At 67.0% G+C, this 16,167-nt stretch carries 17 protein-coding genes; 6 read left to right on the forward strand and 11 right to left on the reverse strand.

All coding sequences use genetic code 11. The features are described from left to right. Positions 1–94 precede the first annotated feature (94 nt). From QNM97_RS24330 to QNM97_RS24340, 3 genes are read left to right on the forward strand one after another with little or no spacing between them, the layout of a single operon-like run. Positions 95–715 (forward strand): AIM24 family protein, encoded by a 621-nt coding sequence (locus QNM97_RS24330; protein ID WP_283820688.1) that lies wholly within the window; start codon positions 95–97, stop codon positions 713–715. A gap of 12 nt (positions 716–727) precedes the next feature. Next, a complete protein-coding gene (locus QNM97_RS24335; RefSeq protein WP_283820689.1) occupies positions 728–1,435 on the forward strand; it encodes an AIM24 family protein in 708 nt (235 codons plus the stop codon). Further along, complete coding sequence (locus QNM97_RS24340; protein ID WP_283820690.1) at positions 1,432–2,193, forward strand: AIM24 family protein; 762 nt, start codon at positions 1,432–1,434, stop codon at positions 2,191–2,193. The genes QNM97_RS24335 and QNM97_RS24340 overlap by 4 nt, the downstream gene beginning before the upstream one ends. A 103-nt stretch (positions 2,194–2,296) precedes the next feature. Here QNM97_RS24340 and QNM97_RS24345 read toward each other — a convergent pair whose 3' ends face one another. The 4 genes from QNM97_RS24345 to QNM97_RS24360 all read right to left on the reverse strand — a co-directional run bounded on the left by QNM97_RS24345 (position 2,297) and on the right by QNM97_RS24360 (position 6,465). Beyond that, positions 2,297–3,472 carry a DUF475 domain-containing protein gene (locus tag QNM97_RS24345; protein ID WP_283820691.1) on the reverse strand — a complete coding sequence of 392 codons (1,176 nt, stop codon included), beginning with the start codon at positions 3,470–3,472 and terminating at the stop codon, positions 2,297–2,299. Between the two features lie 131 nt (positions 3,473–3,603). Further along, positions 3,604–4,179, reverse strand: coding sequence for a TerD family protein (locus QNM97_RS24350; RefSeq protein WP_006373182.1), 576 nt, complete (start codon positions 4,177–4,179; stop codon positions 3,604–3,606). Between the two features lie 168 nt (positions 4,180–4,347). After that, positions 4,348–5,769 (reverse strand): acyl-CoA synthetase, encoded by a 1,422-nt coding sequence (locus QNM97_RS24355; RefSeq protein WP_283820692.1) that lies wholly within the window; start codon positions 5,767–5,769, stop codon positions 4,348–4,350. A gap of 39 nt (positions 5,770–5,808) precedes the next feature. Continuing rightward, a complete protein-coding gene (locus QNM97_RS24360) occupies positions 5,809–6,465 on the reverse strand; it encodes a helix-turn-helix transcriptional regulator (RefSeq protein ID WP_283820693.1) in 657 nt (218 codons plus the stop codon). Positions 6,466–6,608: 143 nt separating this feature from the next. Between QNM97_RS24360 and QNM97_RS24365 the strand changes: the two genes are divergently transcribed. Further along, entirely contained in the window at positions 6,609–7,337 is a 729-nt protein-coding gene (locus QNM97_RS24365) for an MSMEG_1198 family transcriptional regulator (RefSeq protein WP_283820694.1), read from the forward strand. A 13-nt stretch (positions 7,338–7,350) separates the two neighbouring features. On the opposite strand, the gene QNM97_RS24370 is transcribed toward QNM97_RS24365, so the two are convergent. From QNM97_RS24370 to QNM97_RS24385, 4 genes are all read right to left on the reverse strand, one after another. Next, positions 7,351–8,370, reverse strand: coding sequence for a ThiF family adenylyltransferase (locus tag QNM97_RS24370; RefSeq protein ID WP_283820695.1), 1,020 nt, complete (start codon positions 8,368–8,370; stop codon positions 7,351–7,353). Next, on the reverse strand, positions 8,367–9,788 hold the full coding sequence (locus QNM97_RS24375; RefSeq protein WP_283820696.1) for a phenylacetate--CoA ligase family protein: 1,422 nt from the start codon (positions 9,786–9,788) through the stop codon (positions 8,367–8,369). Before QNM97_RS24375 ends, QNM97_RS24370 begins: the two co-directional genes overlap by 4 nt. A gap of 309 nt (positions 9,789–10,097) precedes the next feature. Then, positions 10,098–11,039 (reverse strand): quinone oxidoreductase family protein, encoded by a 942-nt coding sequence (locus QNM97_RS24380; protein WP_283820697.1) that lies wholly within the window; start codon positions 11,037–11,039, stop codon positions 10,098–10,100. A gap of 80 nt (positions 11,040–11,119) precedes the next feature. After that, positions 11,120–11,890 carry an HNH endonuclease family protein gene (locus QNM97_RS24385; RefSeq protein WP_283820698.1) on the reverse strand — a complete coding sequence of 257 codons (771 nt, stop codon included), beginning with the start codon at positions 11,888–11,890 and terminating at the stop codon, positions 11,120–11,122. Between the two features lie 602 nt (positions 11,891–12,492). On the opposite strand from QNM97_RS24385, the gene QNM97_RS24390 reads away from it, so the two are divergent. Next, positions 12,493–13,170 (forward strand): hypothetical protein, encoded by a 678-nt coding sequence (locus tag QNM97_RS24390; RefSeq protein ID WP_283820699.1) that lies wholly within the window; start codon positions 12,493–12,495, stop codon positions 13,168–13,170. Positions 13,171–13,239: 69 nt separating this feature from the next. Here QNM97_RS24390 and QNM97_RS24395 read toward each other — a convergent pair whose 3' ends face one another. The 3 genes from QNM97_RS24395 to QNM97_RS24405 form a co-directional block, all read right to left on the reverse strand. Continuing rightward, positions 13,240–13,662: a hypothetical protein gene (locus tag QNM97_RS24395; protein ID WP_283820700.1), complete on the reverse strand. Its 423-nt coding sequence runs from the start codon at positions 13,660–13,662 to the stop codon at positions 13,240–13,242. Positions 13,663–13,747: 85 nt separating this feature from the next. After that, positions 13,748–14,836 (reverse strand): inositol-3-phosphate synthase, encoded by a 1,089-nt coding sequence (locus QNM97_RS24400; protein ID WP_283820701.1) that lies wholly within the window; start codon positions 14,834–14,836, stop codon positions 13,748–13,750. Continuing rightward, positions 14,829–15,533, reverse strand: a complete 705-nt coding sequence (locus tag QNM97_RS24405; RefSeq protein ID WP_276115762.1) for a PadR family transcriptional regulator — start codon at positions 15,531–15,533, stop codon at positions 14,829–14,831. Before QNM97_RS24405 ends, QNM97_RS24400 begins: the two co-directional genes overlap by 8 nt. A gap of 177 nt (positions 15,534–15,710) precedes the next feature. Here QNM97_RS24405 and QNM97_RS24410 point away from each other — a divergent pair, with 177 nt between their 5' ends. Further along, positions 15,711–16,100, forward strand: a complete 390-nt coding sequence (locus QNM97_RS24410; RefSeq protein WP_283820702.1) for a DUF5318 family protein — start codon at positions 15,711–15,713, stop codon at positions 16,098–16,100. Positions 16,101–16,167: the final 67 nt, after the last annotated feature.

Below are 16,167 nucleotides of genomic sequence, written 5' to 3' on the forward strand. Positions count from 1 at the left end.
CGCAAACTTCCTGGGCACGCCACCGATGCTATCGACTAGGTTTCTCGGCAGGCGTGCCGTATCGGACGAACGGCACAATCGCGAAGGGTGGCGTATGCAGCTCGTACAGCGTTCCAAACGGGTGGTGGAGGCCCGGCTCAACAACACGGCGGTCCGGGCACTGTCGGGGTCGATGGTCGCCTATGAGGGACAGGTCAACTTCAAGTCCGCCGGCTTCGGCGGTGGTGACGGACTTCTCGCCGGGGTGAAGCAACGTGCGACCGGTGAGGGACTGTCGTTGATGGAGGCCTCCGGCAGCGGGGTGGTGTACTTCGCCCACAACGCCGCCGAGACCACCATCATCGAGATGAACGGTGAGACCCTGCAGGTCGAATCCCAACAGCTGATGGTGCTCAACGGGAATCTGCAGACCAACGTCACCTTCGCCGGTGTGCGCGGCGCGACGGCCGGGCAGGGGCTGTTCACCACGACCGTCACCGGCCACGGTCAGATCGCGTTGCTCTCGCAGGGCGGCCCACTGATCCACCTCGAGGTGAGCCCGCAGTATCCGCTCGTCGTCGACCCCGACGCCTTCGTCTGTGCGCGCGGTGCGCTGAGTCAGTCCTTCGTCACCGACGTCAGCTGGCGCAGTGCCCTGGGACAGGGTGGCGGAGAAGCGTTCTCGCTGCGCTGGGACGGTACCGGCGTGGTCTCGATCCAACCGGCCGAGCGATAGGGGAGCACCGACATGTTCGAGAAGGTCAACAGCAAGGTCGTCTCGGTCGACATCGGCCGCAGCGGGCCCGTCGTCGCGCGGCGTGGGGCGATGCTCTTCTACACCGGCAACGTCTTCTTCCAACCGCACCAGGTCGCCGGTGTCCCCGGCGGGAAGGGCGGCATGGGCGGAGTCGCCGGCATGGCCGGGCGGATGATGTCCGGTGAACACGAGTCGACGATGGTCGCCCAGGGACAAGGCGTGGTGCACTACGGCTTTCGTGGGATCGAAGTACAGATCATCGACGTCGGCGCGGTGGGCGGGATGATCCGCGTGGAGGCCTCACGCACACTCGCCTACACCTCGAATCTGCAGGCGTCCATCGTGTCGGTGACCTCGCAGGGAGGTGGCGGCGGTGGTGGCGGAGGACTGCTGCGTTCGATGCGGTCGGCGGCCGCCGGGGCGATGACCGGGCAGGGCATGTTCACCACACAGCTGTCCGGACCCGGGCAGGTCGTGATTCTCGGCCACGGAGGGGTTTTCGAGCTCCCCGTGTCACCGGACCGGCCGCCGGTGACCGTCGACCCCCAGGCCTACGTCGGTGCGGCCGGACAGGTCAACACCACCCTGCGGTCCACCGTCAGCTGGCGCAACGTCGGCCGAACCGGCGGTGAGGCAATGCAACTGGAATGCGCCGGCCAAGGCGTCGTCTACGTACAGGCTTCGGAGGAGAAGTTGTGAGCCAGCTCAACACCATCTGGAATCCGGCAACCCTGCCGAGCGACGACAACATCCCCGACAACGACTACTCGTTCTGCATCGATCTCAACCAGCCGTGGTTCATGTCCAAGGGGGCGATGATCGCCTACTACGGGCAGATGAACTTCACGGCGCTGACCCACGGCCTTTCCGGACAGTTGCTGCACATGGTGGCACAACAGTTCTCGGCTCCGCTGCACCTGGGTGACTTCGTGGTGGCCGAGGGGCAGGGCAAGCTCGTCATCGGCGACCGCGGCTACAACATCAACGCCTACGACCTCGACGACGGCAACCTCACCATCCGGGCCGCCAATCTCCTTGCCTTCCAGCCACAGTTGTCGCTGCAGCAGTCGATCGTGCCCGGCTTCCTGACGCTCATCGGCACCGGGAAGTTCCTCGCGTCGTCCAACGGGCCGGTGATGTTCGCCGAACCACCGGTGCGCGTCGACCCCGAAGCACTCGTCGGGTGGGCCGACTGTCCGTCGCCGAGCCACCACTTCGACGAGGCGTGGGTGAACTCCTTCATCGCCGCCGCCGGCCGGCGCTTCGGCATCAACTCCGGCGAGGAGCGTCAGTTCGACTTCACCGGCAGCGGAACGGTTCTCATCCAGTCGAGCGAGAAGGTTCGCAACGACACCTCCATCGTCCGGACCATCCAGGGCCACCTGCCCGGGCTGTCGGTGCCCGGGCTGCAGCAGATCAATCAGGAGATCACCCAGCAGTTGGGGCAACAGCAGTAGGAGGCAGGCAGAACGCGAACGCGGCACGAACCCGTAGACGCGCCCCGTGCAGAGGGGGGCGCCCACGAGTTCGTGCCGCGTTGGTGTATCTGGTGGTGTGAACTCAGATCTCGATGTGATCCTTGGCGTCCGCCGGCTCCTTGCGCCGCCGCAGGACGCTGGAGACGAAGGCCGCCACGATCAGCACGACGCCGACGAGGCCGGTGACGACCTCGGGAACATGGGTGCCGATCGAGTAGAACAGGATCAACGCGAGAGCGCCGATGGCCCAGTGCGCCCCGTGCTCGAGGTAGACGTATTCGCTCAGCGTGCCCTGGCGGACCAGATAGACGGTCAGCGAGCGGACGAACATCGCGCCGATCAGGCCGAGGCCCAACGCGATGATGATCGGGTCCGCGGTGATCGCGAATGCGCCGATGACACCGTCGAAGGAGAACGACGCGTCGAGGACCTCGAGGTAGAGGAACAGGAAGAAGCCGGCCTTGCCGGTGGCCTTGGCCAGATCACTCGGTCCGGAACGGCGGCGTACCTCGGCGTCCGCTACCGCCGCGGCGTCGTCGACCCCGGGCGTGCGTTGCGCTTGTGCGCGTTCGTCATCGGACTCGTCGGGATCGTCGTCGTCGGTGTTGAACAGCTCACCGAGACCGTTCACGGCGAGGTAGGTGATCATGCCGAGGAGGCCGGCGAACAGGACCGTCGACCGCTCCTCGTCGGGTGCGATGAACTCGGCGGTGATGATGAGCAGGACCGCCGCGACGACCACCTCGAGCTGGTCGAGCTTGCCGATCTTCTCCAGCGGCCGTTCGATCCAGCTGAGCCAGGTGATCTCCTTCTCCTCGAAGATGAAGCCCAGGAACAACATCAGCAGGAACATGCCACCGAACGCCGCGATCTGCGGGTGGGCGTCGGTGATGTAGGTTTCGTAGCTCGGCGAGCCGTCGGGGAAGTACGCGGCCCCATCGGCCGGCGGGTTCAGCGCCAATCGCATCGCCTCGACCGGGTTCAGGCCCGAGGCCATCCACACGATGACGAGCGGGAACACCAGTCGCATACCGAACACGGCGATGATCACGCCGATGGTGAGGAAGATCTTCTGCCAGAACTCGCTCATCCGCCGCAGCACGGTGGCGTTGATGACGGCGTTGTCGAAGGACAGCGAGACCTCGAGGATGCCGAGGATGAGGGTCAGGAACAGGGCTGTTGTGCCGCCGTAGAAGAAGGCGGCGATCAGGGAGAGGACCGTGACGACGATGGAGAGACCGAATATTCGGAGTACCACGGGGATGTGGCCTTTCTACATGTGGACGAGCGACAGGAGTCGAAACGACATGTGTACTGCCGGTGTGTGTACAACGAATGCCGCACCCGTCGCCATGAGCGGGTGCGGCATTCGCGCGATGTGTCGGTTTCTCAGACGTTGACGCCGTAGTCGCGGGCGATGCCCGCGAGGCCGGAGGCGTAGCCTTGGCCGACGGCACGGAACTTCCACTCCGCACCGTTGCGGTAGAGCTCGCCGAACACCATGGCGGTTTCGGTGGAAGCGTCCTCGGACAGGTCGTAGCGGGCGATCTCGGCGCCGCCAGCGCGGTTCACGACGCGGATGTAGGCGTTGCGGACCTGGCCGAACGACTGGCTGCGGGCGTCGGCATCATAGATCGAGACGGGGAAGACGATGCTGTCGATCTCCGGCGGGACACCCGCGAGATCGACGTTGATGACTTCGTCGTCGCCTTCGCCCTCGCCGGTCAGGTTATCGCCGGTGTGCTCGATCGAGCCGTCCGGCGAGCGCAGGTTGTTGAAGAAGACGAAGTGCTGATCGGAGAGCACCTTCTTGTTGGTGCCCAGCGCGATGGCGCTGGCGTCGAGGTCGAAATCGGTACCGGTGGTGGTACGGGCATCCCAGCCGAGACCCACGGCGACCGCGGTCAGACCGGGGGCCTCCTTGGTCAGCGAGACGTTCCCACCCTTGCTCAGGCTCACGCCCATGTCCGTATGCCTTTCCTTCGTTGAACGGCCACCGCAACTCTACGTGCGATGCCACACACCTTATGCGAAGAGTTTGGCATCGGACAGGGATGCGTCAGCCGACCGAACGAACTGTGGATGACAAGGAAACTACGTCGGGCGCGGCGACGGCCGGACGGCGATCGCTGCTCACCCCAACAGCTTCTTCTGCACCTTCCCCATTGCGTTGCGCGGCAACGACTCCACCCGACGGATCTCGCGCGGACGCTTGTGCGCCGAGAGTTCGGCGCTCACGAACGTGATGAGGTCCTCGTCGCTGCCGGACCGGTCGCTGCCGGACCCGTCGGCGGCCTGCTCACCGACGACGTAGGCGATGATGCGCTGACCGAGATCGTCGTCGGGGACGCCGATCACGGCCACCTCGGCGACCGACGGGTGCGCGAGCAGGACGGTCTCGATCTCGCCTGCGCCGATCCGGTATCCGCCGGACTTGATCAGATCGGTGGCGCGGCGTCCGACGATGCGGTGCATGCCGTCCCCGTCGATGACGGCGACATCGCCGGTAGCGAACCAGCCGTCGTCGAGCCAGCTCTGTGTGGTCGCCTCGGGCCGGTTGAGGTATCCCGATGCCAGCATGGGGCCGCGGACGTGCAGGTCGCCGACGGATTCGCCGTCGTGCGGCAGCACGGCATCGCCCTCGACCAGCCGCGTCTGCACGCCGTCGAGCGGGAGTCCGACCCAGCCTGGTCGGCGTTCGCCGTCGGCGCGGGTGCTCACCGTGATCATCGTCTCGGTCATGCCGTAGCGTTCGACGATCTCGTGGCCGGTGGCCGCGCGGATCCGGTCGAACACCGGCACGGGTAGGGGCGCGCTCCCCGACACCAGCAGCCGCGCCCCCGACAGCCGGCGGGCCGACTCGGTCTCGGCGCCGATCCTCGACCACACCGTCGGAACCCCAAAGAACATCGACGCACCGGCGTCGGCGGCGCGGGCATAGTGGTCGGGAGTCGGCGTGACGGTGTGGATCAGCCGACCGCCGCGACGCAGCGGTCCCAGCACACCCAGGATCAGACCGTGCACGTGGAACAGCGGAAGGCCATGGGCGAGTGTGTCTTCCGACGTCCATGCCCAGGCGTCGGCGAGGGCGTCGAGACCCGCCGCGATCGCGCGACGGGTGATCGGGACGCCCTTGGGCAAACCGGTGGTGCCCGAGGTGTAGAGGATCAGTGCGGTCGCGTCGGGGGGTGGTTCGGGGTGGGAGTGCCACGACTTGGCGTAGCGCCGAACCGGGATGGCGGGCAGCGACGTGTCGGCGGGGGCCTCACCCAACCAGGCCTGGGCGCCGGAATCCTGCAGGATGTGATCGAGTTCGCGGCGCCCCGAATCCGGCGGCACCGGCACGATCGCGACGCCGGCGATCAGGCCGCCGACGACGGCGAGGACCGTCGAGGCCGTCGGGCGGGCGAGGACGGCGAGCGTGTGTGCCCCGCGAATACGTTCGGCCACCGCGGTCGCGGCGCCGACGAGGTCTTCGCGTGACAAGCGATCGTCACCGATGACGACGGCATCGGGCAGGTCGGGGGCGTGGGGGATCAGCGACGGCAGCAGCACAATCCCATGCTGCCACCCGACCCCATGATGCGAGCCGACTCACCCTGCCGAGTGCAGGATTTCCCGCGGACGCACCCATCCGTCACTCATCAGCCGCAGCAGCAGCTGTGCCTTGTTGCCGATGGGCTTGCCGGCGTCGGCGTACCGCTGGGTCACCCGGCGATAGTGTTCGCGCACGGTGCTTTCTGCGATGTGATGGCGCTTGGCCGTCTCAGGCATCGTCGCGCCCAGCGCGTAGGTGGTGAGGATCTGTCGTTCTCGATCGGTCAGCCGGACACGGATCGACTGGTGGGGAAGGCGATCGGCGACGCTGGTCAGGAATGCCGCGAGCTCGGCCGGGGCGCGCCCGGTGTTCGCGAGATCGATACCGCGAGGATCGTCGGCGCGCACGCCGAGCCCGACGACGATCGCCTTGCGCAGACGCAGATGTTGCCGGACCTCCATCAGTCGACGCGTCGAGCGGACGACGATGACCGTCCCGGACTCGTCGGCGGGCCGCCCGGAGCGGGAGTGGTCGGCGTCGGGGCGCAGAATGTCGGCCCGATGACCCCAGGCCTCCACGAGGGTGCACAGGGAGGTGTCGAGGATGTCGTCCTCGGCGGCGACCGCGACGAACAGGGGCGCAGCCTCCGTGACGGTGGCGTCGGAGTCGGGAACGACGGTCGGGACGGGGTGATCTGAGGGGGCGTGCGGCATGGAGTCAACGATGTCCGGAGTGCAAGGACAGGTCACCATTTCGTGCGACACAAATGGTGTGGATTCAGGTGTCGGCGGCCACCAAACGACGATCGTCATGCGTGATTACGCATGAACGTCGTTAGCGAGGCACAATAGAGGCCATGTCGGAAGGCTTACGTGTACTGGTGGCCTCCCCGTTGGGCGAGGTGGTCGCGGCGCCGCTGCGGTCGCGATTTGCCGACTGGACGGTGGAGGTGGCCACTGATGATTCCGAGGTCATTCGCCGGGTCGCCGGCCGGGTGCGGTTCGACGTGGTGACCGCCGACCTGGTGTGGAACCGGCCGGACACCGAGTGGGCGTTCGACGGTCTCGACGTGATCGAGTCGTTGCGCAACCACGATCGGCTGGCGCCGGTCCTGCTGACCGCGCAGGGTCACAGCATGGAGACCGACCTCATCGAGGAGGCGCGCCGCCGCGAAGAAGTGGTGGGCGTGGTCGCCAAATCCGACGGCTTCGCCGCGTTCGCCGACGCCATCAGCGTGGCCGCACTGGGCCGCCGGCTCCCCCAGACCCCCGCGGCCAATCGTCGGCACAGCCTCTACGAACTGTTCACCGGACGCCGCGGGCAGACCGCGGGTCGGATGGCCGGCGCCATCGCTGCCGGCCACGTCTCCGACACCGCGACGCTGGCGCGGGTGGCCAAGGTGTCACCCAACACCGCCAACAAGATCACCAGTCACTACATCGGGCCGATGATCGTCCAGCGCGGCGAACACGATGAGGATCTGCCGATGACCCAGGCGTCGGTGTACCGATGGTGCGGACTGCACGCCCGCTACCTGATGAGCTGGTGTCGCCGCAACGGTCACGCCGACGTACTGGCAGCGTGACCGGCAGCCCGCGTCACGCCGCCAGCGCTCCGTCGACCGCGAAACGGTAACGGCCCGAAGGTAGTTCGCCCCCGCACACGATGGTGCGGGCGGCGAAGGCGCCGACCACCCCGGCCAGGCTTGCCGCGGTGCCCAACTGCGGCCACGACGGAATGGTCCGGCCCACCTCGGCGAGTGCCTGCGAGAGCCGTGGTGCCACGTCGTCACCGACGATGGCACCGGCCAGCCGGACCCGATTCGCCGGATCACGCAGGGCGGCGGTGTCGAGGTCGGTGACCTCCCCGGCGCTGCCGTGGAAGAGGGGATAGTCGGGGGTGAGGTCGTAGCGTTCGACGTCGAGGATCACGTTGTCGCCGTCGTCGGTGACCATGATCAGCGGCAACCCGGCCCGTCGGGTGTGCACCCGAAGCGCGACCTTCATGGCGAGGTCGTCCATCTCCTCGATCACGATGTCGACCGCGCGGCCGTCGGGTGACCGCAAGAACTCCGGTGCCATGGCCGGCTCGAAACCCTGCGCCCACGTGGTGACCTCCGCGTACGGGTCGGCCTCGAGGAGGCGCCGAGCAGCCAGGGTCGTCTTCTCGACGCCGAGATCGCACACCGAACCCGACAGCCGGTTCAGGTTGGTCGGCCCGAGGGTGTCGGGGTCGGCGAGATGGAATCGGCGGGCGCCGGTCAATCCCGCGACGCCGACGACGGAGGCACCGACGCTCAGACCCGCCACCGCCAGTCGCGCGGTCGACCAGGCGGCCTGTTCGTCGTCGGTGATGAGGAAGCGGTTACGTGCGGTGCGCAGTCGGTGAAAGACCGGGTCGATCGGTGTGCGCACCACGGTGTGCCGCCAGGGGTAGACGACGTAACGGCTCCACTCGTCGAGGTCGCCGTCATCGGGGACGGGTTCGCCAGTGAACGCGGCGAGTGCGGTCAGCTCGGGCAGTGCGGTGATCCAAGCATCGACCAGTCGGTATTCACCTGCGGTGCAGAGGGTGTCGATGCGGCCGCGGTCGCGGGTGGGGTGAAGAATCTCGATCATCGTGCTGCTCCTCGGATGTAGACGTCCTTTGCGCCGGAACCGAATCCCGCCGAGTGGTACTCGTACAGGGAGACGGTGGGGCGGGCGGCTTTTCCCAATGACGCACTCAGCGCCCGGAACTCGGAGTTGGTGGTCACCAACGACTCGTGGCAGCGCTCGCGCAGCGCACGGGCCAGACCTGCATCGGCGGCGGTGTTCTTGGCCAGTTCGGCCCGGATGTGCAGGGTCTGATGATGCTGTTCGCTCTCGAGGACCTCGACGACGAATCGTCCGGTGAGGTCGGCGGCGAACGCGGGGTCCTCGAATGCCGGCCGCAGGTTGGCCGGATACACGTTGAGCGAGTGGAAGATCGCCGCGATGTCGGTGCGGCCGTGCAGCACCAGGAAATGATCGTGCGGCTCCACCTCGCCGGCGAGGTCGTCGTGTCCGTGCGCGCGCAGGATCTCGTCGAGCTGCGCGCCGTCGAGGATCCGTCCGCGGTCGTTGATCCGGTAGCGGATCAACGGCATGGCCGAATCGACCGTGAACAGCAGATGCCCCTCGGCGTCGCACTCGGTGTAGCGGTATTCGGGGTGATAGCGGACGAACGTCGGCTGTGCGGTGATGCCGGGACCGAACAACTGCTCCGACAGAGCGGCGTCGGCGAGGGCGGCTCGCCGGACGGCGATACTCGCCGGGGTCTCGTAGCCCATCAGCCCGGCGTCGGCGGTGCCGTACTTGAGGCAGATCCGCTCGGGTTCGGAGTGTCGATGCAGCAGATCGAGTACGTGGTCGCGCCACTTCTCGGTGATCGCCTCGCCGGCCAGCAGCAGCTTGATGTCCATCGCGAGCAGATTGGCCGGGGTGTTGTCGAGGAGGTCCTTGATCAGCGGCGGATATCCGGCGAGGACGACGTGGTCGTAGAAGGGGCCGAGCTCGGCGAGGGTGGCGACGGCGACGTCGAGATCGATCCCCGGGGTGGCGACGCTGAGTCGGTGACCGCGGTTGTTGAGTTCGCTCACGCCGGCCATCGTGTACGTGCCGCCGATCCAGGTGCCCATCGCAAAACAGTTGATCAGCAACGTGGTTCGCGGTTGTGAGGAGAAGGAGTCGGTGAAGATCCGGTCGTACATCGCGGCACTCTGCTCGAGGGCCAGCGCTCCACGCCCGAACTGGGTGGGCACTCCGCTGGAGGAGCCCGACGTCGACGACCACACCATCGCCTCGGTGATCCGGCCGTCCCAGTACCGGGCCGGCTGCGGGTAACGGGTGATGTAGCCGGCCTTCGTCATCACGGGCAGCTGTGTGAAGGCCTCGGCATCGACACGTTCGCCGGGATCGATGCCGTTGCGGCGCAGGAAGTCTGCGTAGGCAGGGACCCTGCGGCGCGCACGGTCGGTCATCGCCACGGCCAGGTCCAGATCGCTGATGGTGAGCACGGCGCTCCTCCTCGGGAAGAAGTGGCCGACGTGAGATCGGTTATCTCACTCGTGTTTCCGGGAGTGAGACGGTTGTCGGCGCCCACTCAGTCTGACCCCGCACATGGTCATGACGCGAGCCTCACGCGTCCGATTCGGCCGATCACCCGACCGCTGAGCGAACAGTAGGACGGGTGAATGACCTACGGTGAAAACAACTGTTGTGCAACAGTTTACGGATTTCTGGTGGCCGAACTCAGGCCGTGAAAAGGCCCGTCGGGGCCTCCCGGACTGCTCATTTCTGTCGTACCCCTGTGTTAGCTCGACGGGTCACCGGTCGGTACGGAGGACGACCTTCCCGCCGGCATGCCCGTCGGAGACCAGGCGCAGAGCCTCCCGGGCCTGTTGGAGACCGAAGGCCGCACCAATGGGGACGACGAGATCGCCGTCGGAGGCGAGACGAATAAGATTGGTGCGCACCGTATCCCGGAAATCTGCGCTCTCCGGCTGGCGGCCGCCGAGGGCGAGGAACCCATCGTCGGCCGCGCGCCGTGGCGCGGCGATCGTGACGATCCGCGAGCGGTCGGCGACGAGATCGAGTGAGGCGTCGACCGCCTCGTCGGTGCCGACGGCGTCGAGCGCGGCGGCGATCGGTCGACCGTCGGCGGCAGCCCGGATGCGGTCGAGCACGCCCGGACCGTACGTGACGGGCAGGCCACCGAAGTCGCGTACGCGCTCGCCCGATCGGGGACCCGCGGTGCCGATGACCCGGATACCCCGCAGACGCGCCAGCTGCAGCACCGCAACCCCGACGGCTCCCGACGCACCGTGCAGCACGATCAGCTCGTCCCGCGCGGTACGGGCCGCACGAAGCATGTCGGCGGCGGTCGTACCCGCCAGCAGCAGCCCGGCCGCCTCGTCGACACCCAGGGTCTCCGGCCGCGCGAACACTTTCTCCGCAGGCACCGTGAGCGCCGTCGCGTACCCGCCCCTGACCCGGAAGGCGAGCACCTCGTCGTCGACTGCTGCAGCACCCGAACCGATCTCGGTGTCGGGCCCCAGCGCGACGATCCGGCCCGCCACCTCGTAACCGATGGGGAGCGGGAAATCCGTCGCGGCACGCGCGTGCTTGAGGTCGGCCGGATTCACCCCGGCTGCGGTCACCTCGATCGTCACCTCACCACGTGCGGGCGACGGCACGTCGACGTCGGTGAAGGCGAAATCATCGAGGCCGCCGGGGCCGAGGGCGACCCAGCGGCGTGCGGGGGTCATGTGGGGATCCGAGTTCGAGCGCCCATGACGTCAAGGCTACGGCCCTCACGGTTACGGCCTCCGGACTGCGGGCCTCAGGCTCAGGGCTGAGCGGAGCACGTACCGAGGATGCGCGCCAGCGCATCCCGCTCGGCCGAGGTCACCCACAGGTGGTAGGCGGTCTTGACGGCGATCTGCCGGGATGCGTACGTGCACCGATACGCGCGGTTCGGGGGTAGCCAGGTTGCGGCGTCGCCGTCGCGCTTCTTCTGATTGGTGGGTCCGTCGGTGGCCTGCAAGTTGCGCGGGTCGTTGGCGAAGTCGACGCTCTGTTGCGGTGTCAGCTGTTGCGCGCCCTTCTGCCAGGCGTCCGACAACGCCACGACGTGGTCGATCTGTACGGCCGACGACGTGGCCGCGCCGCGCGTGAAACCGATGGTCTTGTCGGTATAGGGATCGTGCAGCGTCCCCGAGAGGACCACGCATCCGCGCGTGCCGGGCTTGACGACGATGTCAATGAGATCGCGACGCAGGATGTCGTTGCGGGTGTCGCAGCCGTTGTGACCGTCGTCGACGTTCACGTCGTCCGACCACGCCTGACCGAACTGTGCGCGGCTGTAACCCGTCTTGGGTGCGCGTCCCTTGACCGGCAGAGCCTGCAGCTGCGACCACGCCAGCGCCGCTTCGGGGGAGAGCGCGGTGGGCGCGGCTGTCCCGACCGAGGACGATGACGTCGTGGAGCTCGGTGGGATGTCATTCACCGCGGTCGCGCCGGGTGAGGTGACCGTCACCGACTCCCCGGGTGCGGCACAGCCGGCGATCGCGGCGATCGCAACCACGGACGCCCCGAGCGCCAGACGTCGTCGTCGCATGCGCCGATTGTGCCCGATCGTCCCGACAGTCCTTCTCACCGCGGGCGGCGGCCCAGGTCACCGTTGTTCCACGGGAAACACTCGCGACTGCATCGTGCTCGCCATCGATCCTCCCGATGACCTCGCCGAGACCGATCCGACTTCGTAGGCTCAAGACATGTCCGATGACATCACCGCACAACGCGAACGCGAGGCGCGACGCATAGAACTGGTCGACGAATACCGCCTGTGGGCGCTTGCCGAGGTGCCCGAGATCGACGTCGACGAGTCGATGCTGCTGAGCCGCTACCTCCACGCCGCATTCCGGGTGGTGAACAAAGCGAACGCGGACTTCGACCCGACCGCCTGGACGTCCACCGACGCCGACATTCTCACCGAGGTGGGGCTCGTCTTCCGGGCCGCACTCGACACCTTGGTGCCGGGCGAGAAGCTCGGCTTCGCCCTGCACACGTACCTGATCTTCACCGAATCCAGCGGAAGATGGAGCGGCACGCCCGCGGCGTTGCGGGCCGCGCGCACCGTGGTGGACTCCGCGATCGACGGCCTGCGCCTCGATGACTTCGACGCCGAACGGCAGGCACTGCTGTCCGTCGAACCCATGCGTGGGAATCCTGAAGTGGATCGGGAAGGGAAAACCGACCGCTCCGGGCGGTCAGCTGCCGGCGGGCCTGGACGCGTGCGCGAAGAAGCTCGGCATCTCCGCAGGGCTGGCCTCGCGACTCATCCACTACGCGGCTGACCTCGACCACGCCCTGATCTCCTACGGCGGCGACGGCGTGATCCACCGCGGCCCCGGTGCCAAGGACTGGCGCGATGGACGCCCGCCGATCGATCAGGTACGGGCCACCTTCTCGGAGTGGGTGGTTCGACTCCTTGATGATCAGCGATCGATGAGCAACCGCGGATCGAGCGAGGAGTTCTGCGCGTTCATCGACGCCGGCTCGTCCTCCACCCCGCGCGGCGTCGACTGGTTCGACTCCCTGTGGGACGACGAGGACGAGGATGACGAAGAGATGGACAACGAGGCTGCCGAGGAAATCGCACTCCGGATTCACGACGACCCCTATTACGTGGACAAACCGGGGATCCGCGAGGCCCTCGACGAGATGATCACCTACGGGTGGATGCGTCTGGAGGATGGTAAATACGTTGTGCCCCAAGGGCTTGAGGGACCACTGAGTGCGGGTATGAAGGAGTTCGAGCACCAGCAGTATCTCCGCCGGGAAGAGCATCGGCGGCGCAAGAGCAACTCTCGGAGGCGAGGGCGGGGGCGGTGGTGATGTGAGGTCTGTCGCGAGTGTCGCTCCCGATTCCAAGGCCGCGTAACGGACAATCCCTCGAGTTGAGTGTTACCGCACCAACCCGGTAAGTGTGTACGTCTCCGGCGATGCCGCGACCGAGTGATACAGCGACACCTTGGTGAAAGCGCCGCGAACCGGGGCGAACAGCCAGATTCCGACGGGGTCGCTGGTGGATCGTCCAGCGGCGCATGAAGGTTGGCACAGCTTGCGGTGCTCAGTGCCGTAGCCGATGGCCCAGCCATCGGCCCATCCGAGCCAGGTGACGTCGGTGACAATCACTCCGGCATCGCCGCAGAAGATCGACGAGATCGTCCTCGGCCGAATCTGCTTACCGCCGACGCAATCCCGAATCACCGTCGCCGTCGGGCTACCGCCCGGTGCGGCGTGCGCAGGAGGCGCTTCGGTAGCCGCGCCGGCCAGGCCGGCGATGACGAGAGCTGCGACGAGAAACGAACAAACGGATGTGCGCATGACTCTCAGTCTGCGCCCCAACGACCGTGGCGGTCCTCCCCTTCGGGAGAACCGCCACGGAAACGCTGGGTCGGACGATCAGGCGTCAGCCCTCGATGAACTCCTCGAGCTGCTTGCGCGCGATGTCATCGGCGACCTGCTCCGGCGGGCTCTTCATGAGGTAGGCCGAGGCGGGCAGGATCGGGCCGCCGATGCCGCGGTCCTTGGCGATCTTGGCGGCGCGCACGGCGTCGATGATGATGCCGGCCGAGTTGGGGGAGTCCCAGACCTCGAGCTTGTACTCGAGGTTCAGCGGCACGTCACCGAAGGCACGACCCTCGAGGCGGACGTAGGCCCACTTGCGGTCGTCGAGCCACTCGACGTGATCCGACGGGCCGATGTGGACGTTCTTGTCCTCGACCTTGCCGGCGAGCGAGCCGGTCAGGTTGGAGGTCACGGCCTGGGTCTTGGAGACCTTCTTCGACTCCAGACGCTCACGCTCGAGCATGTTCTTGAAGTCCATGTTGCCGCCGACGTTGAGCTGGTAGGTGCGGTCGAGGGCGACGCCGCGGTCCTCGAACAGCTTGGCCATCACGCGGTGGGTGATGGTCGCACCGACCTGGCTCTTGATGTCGTCGCCGACGATCGGGACACCGGCGTCGGTGAACTTCTTGGCCCACTCCGGGTCCGAGGCGATGAACACCGGCAGCGCGTTGACGAAGGCGACCTTCGCGTCGATCGCGCACTGGGCGTAGAACTTGTCGGCCTGATCCGATCCGACGGGCAGGTAGCTCACGAGTACGTCGACCTCGTTGTCCTTGAGGGTCGCCACCACGTCGACGCCGTCGCCGTCGGCCTCGGTGATGGTCTCGCGGTAGTACTTGCCGAGACCGTCGAGGGTGTGGCCGCGCTGCACGGTGACGCCGGTCGGCGCCACGTCGGCGATCTTGATGGTGTTGTTCTCGCTCGCGAAGATCGCGTCGGACAGGTCGAAGCCGACTTTCTTGGCGTCGACGTCGAACGCGGCGACGAACTCGACGTCGCGCACGTGGTAGGGGCCGAACTTCACGTGCATCAGGCCGGGCACGGTCGCGTTCTCGTCGGCGTCCTTGTAGTACTGCACGCCCTGGACCAGGGATGAAGCGCAGTTTCCTACGCCCACAATGGCCACGCGCACCTTATTGGGCTCACCCATGGTCGGGTTCTCCTTTTTCTTGTCGGGCCGCAGCACTGGGCTGCGACACGGGGGTTCTACCGAGCGGTTCGTCCTGCTCGGTTTCTTCCTGCTCCTCGGCACCGGTCGTCGGTGACGTACCTGACGTCGGTGACGTGGTGGCCGGGAAATCTGTGGGCGCTGCCGCCGATGACGACGCCTCCGAGGCCTCGGCGGCGATGAGCTCGTTGAGCCAGCGGACCTCGCGCTCGCTCGATTCCAGGCTCAACTCGTGCATCTGGCGGGTGTAGCGGTCGGAGGCGCCGGTGGCGCGGCCGACGAGCTCGCGCAGGCCTTCACGGCGCTCCTCGACCTGACGACGCCGGCCCTCCAGGATGCGCATCCGGGCGATCGCCGGGGTGCGGCTGAAGAAGGCGAGGTGCACGCCGAAACCGTCGTCGGTGTAGTTCTGCGGCCCGGTGTCGGCGACGAGTTCGGTGAAGCGTTCACGGCCGGCGTCGGTGAGCTGATAGACGCGACGTCCGCGACGCACCTTCACCCCAGACGGTGCACTGGTCTCGTCGATGAGTCCGTCGGCCTGCATCCGACGCAGCGTCGGGTACAGCGAACCGTAGGAGAACGCGCGGAATGCGCCAAGCAGCCCGGTGAGCCGTTTGCGCAGCTCATAGCCGTGCATGGGGGATTCGAGCAGGAGGCCGAGGATCGCCATTTCGAGCACTGCTGACCCCCTCTCCGATGGTTCGTCGTGCCGATGCTTTCGCCCAATGTATCGCACCGATATAAACGCTGTCGATATCGGCCACGGCTTGGGGGGCGCGATCGTGGTCTCGGCAGGCACGAATCCACTGGCAGGTCACACCGACAACGCCGATATCGACCACGTACGCTGGTTCACGTGCAACGCCAGCTCGTCGACTACGCCCTCCAGCGGCGATCGCGGCTGTCGCAGGTCCATGCCGGGCGGGTCGGTGTGGCCGAGGTCTGCGACGCGAGTCCTTATCTCCTGCGCGCCGCGAAGTTCCACGGTCGCCCCAGTTCGACGCTTTGCCCGATCTGCCGCAAAGAGCACGTGACGTTGGTCTCCTGGGTGTTCGGCGAGCGACTCGGCCAGGTGTCGGGGTCGGCGCGTACGACCGAGGAGATCTCCCGCCTCGACACGACCGCCGAGGAATTCTCCGTGCATGTCGTCGAGGTGTGCCGAACCTGTAGCTGGAACCATCTCGTGCAGTCATACGTTGCCGGTCTGCCTCCGCGCTCTGCCCGTCGTCGTCGGGTGGCCGAGTAAGCGGCCCTCGGCCGCCTCTCCGATGTCCGGCTTTTGGCTGCGGCTCGTCGGTGCGTCAGAGTGGTGG

Origin of the sequence: Gordonia sp. L191, from assembly GCF_030077625.1 — a bacterium.
Lineage (GTDB): Bacteria > Actinomycetota > Actinomycetes > Mycobacteriales > Mycobacteriaceae > Gordonia > Gordonia polyisoprenivorans_A.